Source organism: Pseudomonas sp. J452, from assembly GCF_024666525.1.
Lineage (GTDB): Bacteria > Pseudomonadota > Gammaproteobacteria > Pseudomonadales > Pseudomonadaceae > Aquipseudomonas.
Window position 1 is genome coordinate 231,036 of sequence record NZ_CP088294.1, and the last position, 12,451, is coordinate 243,486.

A 12,451-nucleotide genomic window follows, 5' to 3' on the forward strand; every position below is an offset into this window, starting at 1 on the left:
GCCATCGCCAGTTCCAGCGGCATGTCAGTATAGCGAGCTCGGCAGTCAGCCTAGGTCACCACCTACGGCTCTACACGCTGGACCGATGTATGGGATACCGGCCCCAAGTTGCCCGCTGTCACACGAAACGTCCTCAACTGAGCCTGGCAACCCAACGAAGGGGTAGCAGCCGCATCAGTATCGCCATTGGCGACATCGGCCAACTCGGCACGCACGCTGTACCGGGTTCACGCTCTATGGTGTGAACCAGAGCCCTGCAACCAGTTTTCTCAGTGACTTCGAAGGGTAGTTTCTTTGCCCCGGCATTGAGCTCAGTACGGATATAACCTGGAAACAAGGTCGTGACGCGGATGGGAGTGTTCAACAACTCGGCGCGAATACCCTCCCCAAGGTGAGCAATAGCCGCCTTGCTAGCTGCATAGGTGGTGAGGTGCCTAGGCAAACCGCGCTTAGCGCTCATCGAAGACATGATCACCAGATGTCCGACGTTCTGCCGGCGGAAGATTTCTACTGCAGCCTCACATTGCGCCAGACCCGCGATGAAGTTGGTCTCGGCGGTGCGCCGGTTGGTTTCAAAGTGGCCGGTGCCGATACGCCGCCCTTCCCCGATTCCCGCATTGACGATGACCCGCTCCAACGCTCCAAACGTCATCGCGAAGTCGTTAAATACAGAGAACACCTGGGAGTGATCGTTGACGTCCAGCGCCCGAACCTCCACACGGATACCATGGCTGAACTCCAGCTCGGCTTTCAGCGACTCCAGCTGCTCAGTACGCCTGGCGCAGAGAGCCAGGTTATATCCACGCGCAGCAAACTCACGGGCCATGCCCGCTCCAAGGCCGGAACTGGCACCGGTGATCAGGATTGTCTTTCGTTCTTGCATGGTGATTGTCTCTCTGTACCAGACGGGTTCAGTGCACGGCGCGAGCGCCTCGGCTGCGGTTACTCGGATTGAGGTAGATCGGATGCCGCTGGCTGCACACGATTCCGACCGTCTTCGCGAGCGCTTTTTCGAATGAGCTGCAGGCAACGCCAATGCAATGCATGGACGAACAGCCAGATGCGCCGGAATGCCGGGTTATCGGTCTGTCCGTGGTGGTAGCGGAAATAGATCTGTTGCGCGATGCCGGCCAGGCGGAACAGACCGAATACCTCGTAGAAAGTCCAATTCTCAACCCGAATGTCGGTTTTGCTCAGGTAATAAGCCACCACCTGCTGGCGGTCGAGCATGCCCGGTAAATGACTCGGTTGGCGACGGGCCGCGCGCAGCAGGAAGTTGTCGTTCGGCTGTACCCAGTAGGCAAGCATGCTGCCCAGATCCATCAGCGGATCACCCAAGGTTGCCATTTCCCAATCCAGCACCCCGATCACGCGGGTGGGCTCCCGCGCCGACAACACCACATTGTCGAAGCGCCAATCGTTATGGATGATGCAGGTCCGGCTATCGGACGGCGTATGAGCCATCAACCAGACCATCACCTTGCGGAAGCTGGGCACGTTCCAGGTGCGGGACTTCCGGTAGCGCTCGATCCAGCCGTTGACCTGACGCTTGCAGTACCCCTCACCCTTGCCCAGTGACTCAAGGCCTGCAGCGCGGTAGTCCACCTGGTGCAAGGCGATCAACTGGTCGAGAACATTGAGGCACAGTTCCCGGGTCTGTCTGGATGTGAGCTGCAGTTCCCGCGGCAGATTGGCCCGCGGAATGATGCCCGACAGGTGTTCCATGACATAGAAGTCGCAGCCAAGCACACCTGCGTCCTCGCAAAGAGCCACCATCTCAGGCACTGCTGGATAAACGCTCTTGAGCATCTTCTGGATGTTGTGCTCGCGAACCATGTCGTGTGCGCCAGCAGCCTTGGTACCGACGGGTGGACGTCGCAGGATAAGGTCGCGATTGACGTACTGCAGGCGGTAGGTCCAGTTGGACGCGCCACCGGAATATTGAGTGACCTTCGGCGTGCCGACCAGGTCGCTTAGCTGCTGCTTGAGCCAGCGATCCACCGCCACGACGTCCAACTCCTCGCCCTGGCGAACCAAACCGCTCTGGTCCAATACACTCATACCCATACTCCAGCCTTGGAGGGACTTCATTAGGGAATCGGCGTGCGCATGGCACGCCAACGATGACAAAATTTCTACTCGGCCTTGGCGAGAGATCGTTCCGAATAACCCCGCCTGGCCAGCTCGACCTTGGCGATCACCCCTTTGTGTACCTCGTCCGGACCATCGGCGATGCGCAGACTGCGCGCCTGGGCGAAAAAAGCGGTCAGCGGCACGTCTCGGCTCACGCCCGCCCCGCCGTGGATCTGAATCGCCATGTCGGCCACCTGCTGCAGTACGTTGGGCGCCACCACCTTAATCGCGGAAATCTCGGTCATGGAGGCCAGGGCACCGACGTTATCGATCTTCCAGGCGGCGTACAGGGTCAGGAGTCGAGCCTGGTCGATGGCAATGCGTGCCTCGGCTACCCGCTCACGATTTCCGCCCAGACTGAGCAATGGTTTGCCAAAGGCGGAGCGCTGCATGCCTCGGTCGATGGTCAGCTCCAGCGCCTTCTCCGCCGCACCGATACAACGCATGCAATGATGGATGCGTCCCGGACCAAGGCGTCCTTGAGCAATCTCGAAGCCACGCCCTGGCCCGCCAATGAAATGGTCGAGCGGCACACGCACATTGTTAAAGCTCACCTCTCCATGCCCGTGTGGCGCATCGTATTCGCCGAACACCGGCACCATGCGCTCGATGATCACGCCAGGAGCGTCGATCGGCACCAGCACCATGGAATGCTGTTCATGACGCCCCTTACTCGCATCCGGTGTGTGGGCCATGAACACAATCACCTTGGCATGTGGATCGCCCAAGCCACTGGACCACCACTTGCGGCCGCTCAAGACAATCTCGTCACCCTCGACCACGGCGGTGGCCTGCATATTGGTTGCATCCGAGGATGCAACCTCCGGCTCGGTCATGCAGAACACCGAACGAATCTCGCCAGCCAGCAAGGGCATCAGCCAGCGCTCCTTCTGCATCTCGCTGCCATAGCGCCAGAGCACTTCCATGTTGCCCGAGTCGGGAGCGTTACAATTGAACACGCTGGGGGCCAGCAAGCTGCGCCCAGTCGCCTCCGCTATTGGCGCGTACTCCTGAACGGACAACCCGGCACCCAGGGCCTCGTCGGGCAGGAACAGGTTCCACAACCCCTCGGCGCGCGCTTTCGCCTTAAGCTCCTGAAGCACTGCAGGAACCTGCCACTGGCGCCAATCGCCAGCAGGGCAGGTACGGGCCACTTCGGCCCAGAACTGTTCTTCGACAGGCTCGATCTGATTCTGGATGAAGGCATTGACGCGGTTGAGGTAATCACGCCCACGAGGGCTCATATCGAAGTTCATAGCAGTGATCTCCAGTAGGAGTGCCCATGCTATGAAAAGCAGTATAATGAATGAAGCTCTAATTATTCATTGGAAGACATGAACAGATCTAATCACTCATCCAACCTGAACCGACTGGACCTCAACCTGTTCCGGGTGTTTGCCGTGATCTTTCGCGAGCGCAACCTGACCCGTGCGGCGGAGCAACTGTGCATCAGCCAATCAGCAGTCAGCCACGCCTTGGCGCGCATGCGCCAGCAGTTGAACGACCCACTGTTCATCCGCGAAGCCCAGGGTGTAGTACCCACACCAGCGGCCCTGCGCATCTGGCCAGATGTGCAGGCTGGCCTGGAACTCTTTCAGCGGGTGGCCAACAATGGAGAGAGCTTCGAGCCGGCGCGAGATGTCACCAGGATCACTGTGGCGATAATCGACGAAGCCGAGCCCGCATTGCTTCCGACCCTGTCCGCCGCACTGCGCAGCCAAGTACCCGGCGTCCAACTTGCCAGTGTCCGCATCGACCGTTCCACCCTGAAATCCGACCTAGCAACCGGACGCGTCGACTGTGCCATCGACGTTGCCCAGGCCGCCGACGATGAGCTACTGCATTTACCCCTGACCCGGGATGACTTTGTCGTAGTCAGCCGTACAGCCACAACCATAGACGCCACCACCTACATGGCCGCCCAGCACATCACCGTTTCCTCTCGGCGTGCAGGCCGCAGTTTCGAGGATTGGGAGTTGTCTCGCCTCGGCATCACTCGTCAGGTGGCCGCACGCTGCCAGCACTACGAAACGGCCTACCGCCTGGTCGCAAACAGCGACCTGCTCCTGAGCATGCCACGCAGCCTAGCGGTCACCCTAAATGCTCATTCGGACAATCACATCCATCTTCTCCCCGTGCCCGTGCCAGCAGTGGAGTTACACCTTTTCTGGCATCGCGAGCGGGAAAAGGACGTTGCCAATATCTGGCTGCGAGAACTGCTGCTAGGCGTCATTCAGAGTTGAGCAGAACTTGAGCACTGGATTACCCCCGTTTCGGTAGACGTCCCCGGCCCATGACTTCTGCCTATGCGGACCTGGACATGCCTGAACGGGTACTGAGCAACCTGCTGGACATTACGCTTCGTCACACTCCATAGGGCGGACGCTAGGTGAACGTAACAGTCAGATACCAAGCCTCCGCTGTTGCCCTACCTCCCATGACATCCCGTTGCCACGCACAGTCGCAGCGATCTGTTGTCCGAGGCGCTTTTCGATGATGGGCATCCACGGCACTAGACTGAACCCCTTACCGTCATCCAGCACGGCGTAACGTCCGCTAGCGAGCATGACGCTGCGCCGGTAAATGCCGGCTACGCGCTGCCCGTCCTCCACGGACCGATGCGCCAACCCGGTGTCGGCGGCGATGTCCTTAGCGGCCTGGACCAACTCCCGGTTGAGCAACGTCACCAACAGGTTGCGCGCCAGGATCACACGCTGGCCTTGCTTCTCGGCCAGCCCTTGCTCGACCAGGAAATCGGCCCGCTGTTGCATAGCCTGCCCCACCTCACCACCAAACCCGAAGTTACCTGGCCCTCGCCCACCGCAAATCAGTTGCTGGTCGAGCCATGTGGCGCCGATCACACGAGTCTGTCGTTCAATCGGCAGGTGCGATTTCAGCTCCACCGCCACGCCGCCCAGGCGCTGCGCGTCGTACTGGCGGCCACGCTCGGGCAAGTCATCGGGCACTTTCCATAGCCCTTCGGCCACCCGCTCCACGATGCCGGCCCGGCGCAAGGCTTCCAGCCGGCGGACGTGGGCCGCGACAACGTCCCGCGGGTCGCGGCCGTCCTTGGCCTGCCCTTGGGCAATCACCAGGTGATGATCGGTGCGGTACAGGCCGTCGCTCGCCAGCGCGCCGATGGTACGGTCGGCCGCGCGTATCTCGGTCGAGCCGCGCACCTCCACCACTGATCCTGTCGGGTAATTCGCCAGCTCATCGCGGGCATTGAGAGCAACGTAATGGGCCTTGCCATCGGTGCCGTCGATGACCAGATAGCCCCGGTCGCGCAGCTCATCGGCCAGCCCCTTGGCAGCCACCCGGCCGATAACCGCACGCCCCTCCTCGCCAGACTCGAACACCGCCAGCTCACGCGGCTGGCCGCTCATGGCGCGTTGCAGGGTGCGGATGATGTCCCCACGCTCGCCCAGGGTGCGCAAGGTCTTTTCAGCGTCGGCATGGAGGGTCCAGGTGCCTGGCCGAGCTTCGTCGGCCAGGCCCATGCGCTGCAAGCGTTGCAGGCGACCAATCAGTAGCAGACGCTGGCGTTGCAGGCGGGGCTCGTGGAGGCGTTCGACATGCAATAGACCATCGTCACCAGCCTCGCGTCGCAGTGTGCGATCCAAGCTCGTCCACCGCTCCTGCTCCACTTCGCGCTGCAAGGTCCGCTGGATCTCCAGCTCGGTGCGTGGCCCCAACCATTCGGTAGCCAGTTCGGCGGCCCGGTGGCGGAAGCCGTGGGCGATGTAGTCGCCGGCGATGATGAGGTCCTTGCCGGTGTCGTCGCGCCCACGCACGACGATATGGGTGTGCGGGTTATCGGTGTTCCAGTGATCCACCGCCACCCAGTCCAGCCGCGTGCCCAGATCGGCCTCTATGCGCCACATCAGATTCCGGGTGTAGGTGCGCAGGTCGTCCAGCTCTGCGCCGTCCTCTGGCGCGACGATGAAGCGGAAATGGTGGCGATCACCAGCGCAGCGCTCTCTGAAGGCACCGAGGTCGGCATCGTCCGCCGGCGGCCCATAGGCCCGCCCCGGTTCGCCATCGCGGCCGGCGCCGTCGCGCTCGATGTAGCGCAGGTGCTTGGCCAGCGACTTCGGGCTGGCCTGGCGCTGGTTGACCAACAGGGTCTTGATGGCCACCCGGCGCGATAATGACGTGAGCGAGGCACCCGCGAAACGCGCTGCCGTGTGCCCTCGCCCCAGCCGCGAGCCGGGCCGCTGGCCAGCGTGTTGTCCCTTGCCGCCGGCCAGTGCTGGGCTCCGCACAGCCGACTTTCCACCGGCCTTGCCAACCTGCTTGAGCACCTTGGGAACGAAGCCCTTGTCGCGGTTCTTCGACGCACTGGGCCGGATGCGGAAATCGTCGTCGCGGCGGTCGGTCATGGCTGTTACCTCGGCAAACCAGGGCGCGCCCTGGCGTGTGAAGCACGCGGGCATGCCAGCATCGGCGCGCGTTGCGCGCCGTATACGGCACGGCGGTGAAGCCGCGCCGTGCCGCTCCTCCCACACGTGCAGACTGGTGTTGCGGGCGGCCAGGTGCCGCCTCCTTTTGTCTTGCCTTCCGCTATTGCCTGTCGCATGCGCTCCAAGCCCCGACGGCCCGTCGGCGCTGCGCGGCTCGCAGCCAGCCCGCCGGCAAACGCGGTGACGGCCCCAGTCGTGCGCGCTCGAGGCAGGACGCCTGCACGCTGGATGGCTGCTCCGAAGGTTGCGAGAAGCGCAGTGCGAATGCATCCGCGCTGCATGCGCAACGACATGGCGACAGCCAACAGGACGACGCGCCGGATAGCTCGACGCAGTGCAGCGAGTCGACCCCCATCATCGGCCTGTCTCCAACCGGAGCGGATGCGCCACGCCGAGCACGGCGGAGGCACCAACTGACCCGAAATAGCGGCTGTCGAACGACGTCGGATTGGTCGTGCTCAGCAGGAACAGCTCGCCGGACTGAAGTCGGCGGCAGCCCAGCCAGGCCTGCAATGGTCGGCCCAGCCGGTCGGCACGCAGTACGGCGGCCGCAGGCACGCCGTCGATGCGCACGTTCCCGTCAGTGACGCACACCTCCTGCGGCGACACCGCGCCCACGCGCTTGAGCAGTGGGATGCCTATCGGCAGGTAGCCGCGCTGCGCGGCAAACGTGGCAGCGGTATCCGGCAGCCGGATCAGCACGATGCTGCCAACCGGCAGCGAGTCGATCCGCTGCCCCGCTGGATCGACGCGATACCAGCCGACCGGCACGCTGTCCGAAGCGTTGTAGATGACCCGAACATCGGGCTGCACGAAGGACGCCCAGGCGAGCGCAGCAAGGCCACAGGCGGAAAGCGTTGCCAACACGAAGCGCACACGCTGGCGCGAACGAGGGGCCCTCATGGAGACGCCCTCCCCGCCAGCCAGGCGGCATGCCGCTCGGTGGTGTACGCCGACAGCGGCAGGCGCGCGGCGAGCCGGTTGCAAAGCGTGCGCCAGTACGCGGGCGATACGGCAGCCGGAGAGATGCCGAGCGCGTCGATGGCATCGATCTGCGCCAGCACAGCTCGCACGACCAGCTCACCTTCGGCGTGCAGCAACAACAGCGCTCCGGGCAGCACACCGGGGATGCGCTGCACCGCGTCCAGGGGTGTGCAGGCCTGCATCACCATAAGCTGCCAGGAGATCGTGCCGTAGTCGTTGGCTTGCCAGCGAATGCGGCAGAACACAGCACCCGGCAGGAACACCGCGACACGTCGCCAGTGGTCCAGGCGGGTGATACGCGCCGGCTCGCCGAAACGCAGGTAGAGCTTGATGCGCTGCTCCACATAGGTGAGCGACACGCGGGTCAGCTGCGCGGCGTCGGTCTGCCCGACGAGCACCGCGAGCGATGGCGGCGGCATCGGCGTGGCCACCGAGAGCTGTGTGTTCATGGGGATTTCTCCGGGAACTCGCGCTCCAGCAGCGCGCGCAGCAGATCGGCGACCGTCACACCCTGGGTGAACGCCGAGACCTTGATACGGGCGCGCATGGCGAGCGTGATGTCGAGGGTCAGGCGCGCGGTGTACAGGTCGCCCTTCTGCAGGTCGCCGGCGTCACCCTGGCGAACCCACGCCTCGGCGTGCGGGTTCGCCGGCGGGCGGGCACCGATGGCCGTGCGCTTGCCGCGTTCGCTGGTCATGTCGTCCACCGCAGCAGTTCATCGACCAGCGCAGTGATCTCACGCGCAGCGGCGCTGTCCGGCGCTGTCTCGCGGGCAAGCCGGCCAGCGGCCACGCTGTCGGCGAATACGATGCGCTGGCGCACCTCGGCACGCAGCGCCGGAAGTGGTTGGTCGGCCAATGCCTGGCGCGCCTCGCGACCAATGATGGTGGTGCTGACGCGCCGGTTGATGACGAAGGCCGCCGCCAGTTGCGGCCGGAACACCTGCGCCTCGCGGATCAGCGCGACCATCTCGGCGCTGGCCCACAGGTCGTAGGGGCTGGGCTGCACCGGGATGAGCACACGCTCGGCCGCCATCAGTGCGGAGCGCGCCAGGGCGGCGATGCGCGGTGGCCCGTCGATGATCACGTGATCGGCGCGACGTGCCAGTTCGGGCGCTTCCTGGTGCAAGGTTTCGCGGGCAAGGCCCACAGCGCTGAACAACCTTGGCAGGCCCTGCTGGACGCGCCGTTGCGTCCAGTCCAGCGATGAACCCTGCGGGTCGGCATCCAGCAGGACGACATGCGCACCGCGCAGCGCAAACTCGCCCGCGATGTGAGTGGCGAGCGTGGTCTTGCCGACACCGCCCTTCTGGTTGAGCAAGGCGATGATCATGGCGCGGCCCTCCCTGCTGGAAAGCCGGCCTGACCGTGCCGTTTCGCGGTTGTACACCGAAAAGGCGCGCCTCTACAAAAAGTTAGAGCTTTTAAGTTAGAGAAGTTAAGGGAGGCTGAAACCATCGCAGGCTCTGACCTGCAGAGGATTTCGTACGCCTGATAGCACGATAGTGATACGCCCAATAGCACGATACCCCGTACGCCTGATAGCACGAGGCCGTCCACAGTTTTTACCGCAGTTATCCCCGTGCCGTTGGCGACACCGGCCGGAACGTCAGCAGCTCCGAGCTGGCCTCCGGTATGCGCTCGATGCCGAGCACGTAGCCAGGCAGCGACTGCCGCACCACCAGGGCGCGCAGGTCGCAGGCGAAGTCGCAGAACCTCGCCGTGCTGCCCGACTTGCGGTGCAGGTGCCTGAAGTCGAACTGCCAGCCGTCCGGCTGCTTGCCGCCATGCTTGCGCACCAGGCGGTACAGCCAGCGCTCGATGCCGCCAGTGAGCCGGAAGTACGCCGGGTCGATGGTCAGTACCAGGGCGGCATCCAGCACGCCCGCGTAGAACCAGTCCGGAAGGATCAGCTCGATGCCCAGCGGCGCGCCACTGGCGTCGGCCAGCTCCTTCCACTCGTTGATCCAGGAGAAGCGATGCAGACGCCGCCCGGTGGTCTCTCGAATCGACGTAGCTACCGTGGTCGACTGCAGGCGATCCAGAGCAGCCTTGAGGCGCTGGTAGTCGCGCAGCGACACCCCGCGTCCGATGAAACGCAGGATCTCGTAGGGCGTGGCACGCATCAGGCGTGACGGGGACAGGCCCGCATTGCACGCCGCGACGATCTGGCTGGCCGCCCAGATCAGCACGTCCGCATCCCAGATCGTGGCGATGCCGTGCTCCCGCGTGCCCTCCACGCGCACGGTGACGCCGCTGGACCGGAAGTCGATCGGTGTGGTGCGCCGCGACTTCGCCAGCGAGAAGAACGGGTAGGCCATCAGATCCTGGCTGTCGCGCGGTGCCATGTCGCCCGGCAAGGCGCGGAACAGGTCGAACTGCTCCCGCTCCGGCGCAGAGCTGGGCATGGCGATGGCTACCGGCGAGCCGTCGATCAGTGCGCACGGCTGTCGGCCAAGTGCTGCTCGGCGTACTCGGGATCGGACGTGGCCTCGAAGCTGTGCTGGTCGGCCCAAGCATCGAGGTCGACGACGGCGTACATGACGCGCCGGCCGAACTTGCGAAAGCGTGGGCCGCCACCGATCACGCGCTGCTTCTCCAGCGTGCGTGGCGACAAGCGCAGGTAGGTGGCCGCCTCGTCGTTGGTCAGGTAGCGCTGCGGCTGGACAGCGGTAGCAAGCTGCAGGGGCTTGGCGTGGGTTACAGCAGGTCGCACGGGAGCGGGTCGCATGGGGTGAGCCTCCATCGTTCAGGACAGCCCGGCCACACCAGCGCAGCCGGATGGAGGCAGTCTCAGGAATGGTGGGCGGCCTGCTCAGGGCCGTTTTACGGGTTCCGTCGAACGACCCTCCCCCCGCCCGTCGAGCTGTGCCAGGCGGCGATAGCCGCCGTGCATCAGCGTCCGGCCGCGCCGCACCAGGCGACGCACCTTCGAGCGCAGGCCGCTGTCGGTGTGCCAGTCGTCGATCACCGCCGGCGGGCCGAACAGCCCCGCAGCCACTTCGCGCAAGGACGCTCCCGCCAGGGTGGCGTCGAGAGCTTGGAGGGAATGTAGCTCCAGCAGTGCAGCAGGGCTGGGGCGGCAGCGGACCGCCGCGAGTGGCCCGACATCGGCGGCGACAGCCAGCTTGTCCAGCTCGGTTGCGATGGCGCGGAAGCGTCCGCAAGTCCTGGAGCAGGCCCGGACGGCGTGAACATAGGCCATGCCCTGCTCCAGGCCGGGCGCAACGGCCAGGCGCAGGCAGCAGCCCGGCCAGCGTGTCGTCAGCAGCAGACACCGGCCATCATGGACCAGGTCTTTGCTGCCAGGGATGCGCCAGAAGTCGAATGCCACGGAGTCAGGCATTGGATCGACATCGGGATACAGGTGGATCAGTTCCGGATGGTCGGGAAACCATACCGGATGCGCGTCACGCGCGTCCAGGCGCGGGTCTTCCAGCAGGCGCAGCCCCCACCGTTGCGCCGCCTCGGGCCGGCGCTGGCGATCCCGCCAGTCGCGGCGGTACTCGGGGTTACGGCGCAGGTATTCCCAGGCCAGGGCGAGGTTATCCAGGTGCAGTACGTAGAGATAAGCGGCGGTGGGATACCACTGCTCGGTGTCGCGATCAGCCATGAGGCAACCTCCCTTTGCACAGGATCCGTCGCCACGGGCTCGCAACGCGAAGTCAGGACCTCCTCGACACAGCATCATGTTGCATCGAGACCGATTGACTCCGAAGCGTTGCACGGATCGTCCGAGTGCGACAGCGCCACCGTCCTTCAATGGTGCGGTGCCAGTCATATCCTGCAGGCTTGAGCGGTAGCCATCATGACCAATTCAGTCAAGCTTACATCGCCTTATTGCAACAGTGCCGATTGAGACCGGCACTGTCTGGACTCAGACCGAGTCGATCACAGTACGCCCCTGGACGACCTGGCTGGGATAAATGCGCGGTCAGTCCATGATCGAGCCGTTGAGGTGCGCCAGTCGCGTGTACTCCGACAGCGTGCGCGTCGCCCGAAAGTACAGGTCGCGCATGACCGGGCGCTTGAGTGGCCCGACGATAGATGCCAACTCGGACAGTTTCACGGTGCCCAGCGCGGGCATGCCGATACCCACGTCGCACAGACCATAAGCCGTGTCCTCGTCGGCCGGATCGAGTGAGGCCAGCAACCAGATCGCGTGCGCATCAGGGGTGAACAGGCGCACCACCGGCAAAGGGTCGCTGGCTCGCCCCTGCGCCTGGGCCCGGCCGTTCGCGAGCAGCTGCTCGCGCTGCGCGTCGGTGATCAGGGGCATGGCCGCATACCGAGAGACGTCGAGGCACAAGAGCGCTTTTGCACGAAAGCGCCGATCCGCCAAGGCGGATGAGGGCATCTGCCCAAATGTATGGAGGCGCATGCCGACAAGTCCGTAAAAGCGCCAAGAAGTGGAAGCGGCATTAAGAGAATCAGAAAAGACACGGAGTGGCCTCTGCGGTTCTGATGAAATCCGCCCGTACGGGTTTCCGTAAAAGCACGAAAGCGGCAAGAAACTCATGCAATGAGTTAAATATAACGTGGTTTATATCATCCCTCGACGGGACGCTTCTGTCCATGCAGAAGCGATCCGTTCAACCCGGCCGACCGGCCGGCTCTACCACCTTCGATGCCGAGCTGGCGCAAGCTTTCGGCGCGGCAGTGCGCGCGCTGCGTACTGAGCGCGGCATCGCCCAGGAGTCGCTGGCGAACCTCGCTGGAATTGAGCGCTCACACATGGGCAAGGTTGAGCGCGGTGAGCACATGCCCACGCTGGCGATCATCTTCAAGATTGCCGGCGCGCTTGATTGCAGTACGGCGGTACTGATGACGGAGGCGGAAAGCCGAATCCAAAATCAGCCACACCGCTCTTGA

General features: G+C 64.0%; 14 protein-coding genes. 2 read left to right on the forward strand and 12 right to left on the reverse strand.

The genetic code is table 11. From position 1 onward, the window contains the following. Window positions 1–133 precede the first annotated feature (133 nt). From LRS11_RS01050 to LRS11_RS01060, 3 genes are all read right to left on the reverse strand, one after another. A complete protein-coding gene (locus LRS11_RS01050; RefSeq protein ID WP_260495159.1) occupies window positions 134–883 on the reverse strand; it encodes an SDR family oxidoreductase in 750 nt (249 codons plus the stop codon). A gap of 59 nt (window positions 884–942) precedes the next feature. After that, window positions 943–2,061 (reverse strand): phosphotransferase family protein, encoded by a 1,119-nt coding sequence (locus tag LRS11_RS01055; RefSeq protein WP_260495160.1) that lies wholly within the window; start codon window positions 2,059–2,061, stop codon window positions 943–945. A gap of 74 nt (window positions 2,062–2,135) precedes the next feature. Then, complete coding sequence (locus LRS11_RS01060; RefSeq protein WP_260495161.1) at window positions 2,136–3,389, reverse strand: acyl-CoA dehydrogenase family protein; 1,254 nt, start codon at window positions 3,387–3,389, stop codon at window positions 2,136–2,138. A 78-nt stretch (window positions 3,390–3,467) separates the two neighbouring features. Between LRS11_RS01060 and LRS11_RS01065 the strand changes: the two genes are divergently transcribed. After that, window positions 3,468–4,376 carry a LysR family transcriptional regulator gene (locus LRS11_RS01065; RefSeq protein ID WP_260495162.1) on the forward strand — a complete coding sequence of 303 codons (909 nt, stop codon included), beginning with the start codon at window positions 3,468–3,470 and terminating at the stop codon, window positions 4,374–4,376. A 159-nt stretch (window positions 4,377–4,535) separates the two neighbouring features. On the opposite strand, the gene LRS11_RS01070 is transcribed toward LRS11_RS01065, so the two are convergent. From LRS11_RS01070 to LRS11_RS01110, 9 genes are all read right to left on the reverse strand, one after another. Beyond that, window positions 4,536–6,515, reverse strand: coding sequence for a relaxase/mobilization nuclease and DUF3363 domain-containing protein (locus LRS11_RS01070; RefSeq protein ID WP_260495163.1), 1,980 nt, complete (start codon window positions 6,513–6,515; stop codon window positions 4,536–4,538). 435 nt (window positions 6,516–6,950) lie between these two features. Next, complete coding sequence (locus LRS11_RS01075) at window positions 6,951–7,499, reverse strand: S26 family signal peptidase (protein ID WP_260495164.1); 549 nt, start codon at window positions 7,497–7,499, stop codon at window positions 6,951–6,953. After that, entirely contained in the window at window positions 7,496–7,999 is a 504-nt protein-coding gene (locus LRS11_RS01080; RefSeq protein WP_260496986.1) for a DUF2840 domain-containing protein, read from the reverse strand. Before LRS11_RS01080 ends, LRS11_RS01075 begins: the two co-directional genes overlap by 4 nt. A 26-nt stretch (window positions 8,000–8,025) precedes the next feature. After that, the gene (locus LRS11_RS01085) at window positions 8,026–8,277 is read right to left on the reverse strand and encodes a chromosome partitioning protein ParB (RefSeq protein ID WP_260495165.1); all 252 of its coding nucleotides are present in this window, start codon (window positions 8,275–8,277) and stop codon (window positions 8,026–8,028) included. Further along, window positions 8,274–8,912, reverse strand: a complete 639-nt coding sequence (gene parA, locus LRS11_RS01090; protein ID WP_260495166.1) for a ParA family partition ATPase — start codon at window positions 8,910–8,912, stop codon at window positions 8,274–8,276. The genes LRS11_RS01085 and parA overlap by 4 nt, the downstream gene beginning before the upstream one ends. A 241-nt stretch (window positions 8,913–9,153) precedes the next feature. Then, a complete protein-coding gene (locus tag LRS11_RS01095) occupies window positions 9,154–9,987 on the reverse strand; it encodes a replication initiator protein A (RefSeq protein ID WP_260495167.1) in 834 nt (277 codons plus the stop codon). Between the two features lie 26 nt (window positions 9,988–10,013). Continuing rightward, on the reverse strand, window positions 10,014–10,310 hold the full coding sequence (locus LRS11_RS01100; protein WP_260495168.1) for a helix-turn-helix domain-containing protein: 297 nt from the start codon (window positions 10,308–10,310) through the stop codon (window positions 10,014–10,016). Between the two features lie 84 nt (window positions 10,311–10,394). Next, complete coding sequence (locus LRS11_RS01105) at window positions 10,395–11,192, reverse strand: DUF2285 domain-containing protein (protein WP_260495169.1); 798 nt, start codon at window positions 11,190–11,192, stop codon at window positions 10,395–10,397. 321 nt (window positions 11,193–11,513) lie between these two features. After that, entirely contained in the window at window positions 11,514–11,858 is a 345-nt protein-coding gene (locus LRS11_RS01110; protein ID WP_260495170.1) for a DUF2958 domain-containing protein, read from the reverse strand. 296 nt (window positions 11,859–12,154) lie between these two features. On the opposite strand from LRS11_RS01110, the gene LRS11_RS01115 reads away from it, so the two are divergent. Further along, window positions 12,155–12,451 carry a helix-turn-helix domain-containing protein gene (locus LRS11_RS01115; RefSeq protein ID WP_260495171.1) on the forward strand — a complete coding sequence of 99 codons (297 nt, stop codon included), beginning with the start codon at window positions 12,155–12,157 and terminating at the stop codon, window positions 12,449–12,451.

Excerpts from the sequence above, each read along its gene's own strand:
- LRS11_RS01070 (WP_260495163.1), bottom strand. The coding sequence starts at position 6,515 with ATGACCGACCGCCGCGACGACGATTTCCGCATCCGGCCCAGTGCGTCG.
- LRS11_RS01095 (WP_260495167.1), bottom strand. The coding sequence starts at position 9,987 with ATGCCCAGCTCTGCGCCGGAGCGGGAGCAGTTCGACCTGTTCCGCGCC.
- parA (WP_260495166.1), bottom strand. The coding sequence starts at position 8,912 with ATGATCATCGCCTTGCTCAACCAGAAGGGCGGTGTCGGCAAGACCACG.
- LRS11_RS01100 (WP_260495168.1), bottom strand. The coding sequence starts at position 10,310 with ATGCGACCCGCTCCCGTGCGACCTGCTGTAACCCACGCCAAGCCCCTG.
- LRS11_RS01080 (WP_260496986.1), bottom strand. The coding sequence starts at position 7,999 with ATGCCGCCGCCATCGCTCGCGGTGCTCGTCGGGCAGACCGACGCCGCG.
- LRS11_RS01055 (WP_260495160.1), bottom strand. The coding sequence starts at position 2,061 with ATGAGTGTATTGGACCAGAGCGGTTTGGTTCGCCAGGGCGAGGAGTTG.
- LRS11_RS01110 (WP_260495170.1), bottom strand. The coding sequence starts at position 11,858 with ATGCCCCTGATCACCGACGCGCAGCGCGAGCAGCTGCTCGCGAACGGC.
- LRS11_RS01065 (WP_260495162.1), top strand. The coding sequence starts at position 3,468 with ATGAACAGATCTAATCACTCATCCAACCTGAACCGACTGGACCTCAAC.
- LRS11_RS01115 (WP_260495171.1), top strand. The coding sequence starts at position 12,155 with ATGCAGAAGCGATCCGTTCAACCCGGCCGACCGGCCGGCTCTACCACC.
- LRS11_RS01085 (WP_260495165.1), bottom strand. The coding sequence starts at position 8,277 with ATGACCAGCGAACGCGGCAAGCGCACGGCCATCGGTGCCCGCCCGCCG.
- LRS11_RS01075 (WP_260495164.1), bottom strand. The coding sequence starts at position 7,499 with ATGAGGGCCCCTCGTTCGCGCCAGCGTGTGCGCTTCGTGTTGGCAACG.
- LRS11_RS01060 (WP_260495161.1), bottom strand. The coding sequence starts at position 3,389 with ATGAACTTCGATATGAGCCCTCGTGGGCGTGATTACCTCAACCGCGTC.
- LRS11_RS01105 (WP_260495169.1), bottom strand. The coding sequence starts at position 11,192 with ATGGCTGATCGCGACACCGAGCAGTGGTATCCCACCGCCGCTTATCTC.
- LRS11_RS01050 (WP_260495159.1), bottom strand. The coding sequence starts at position 883 with ATGCAAGAACGAAAGACAATCCTGATCACCGGTGCCAGTTCCGGCCTT.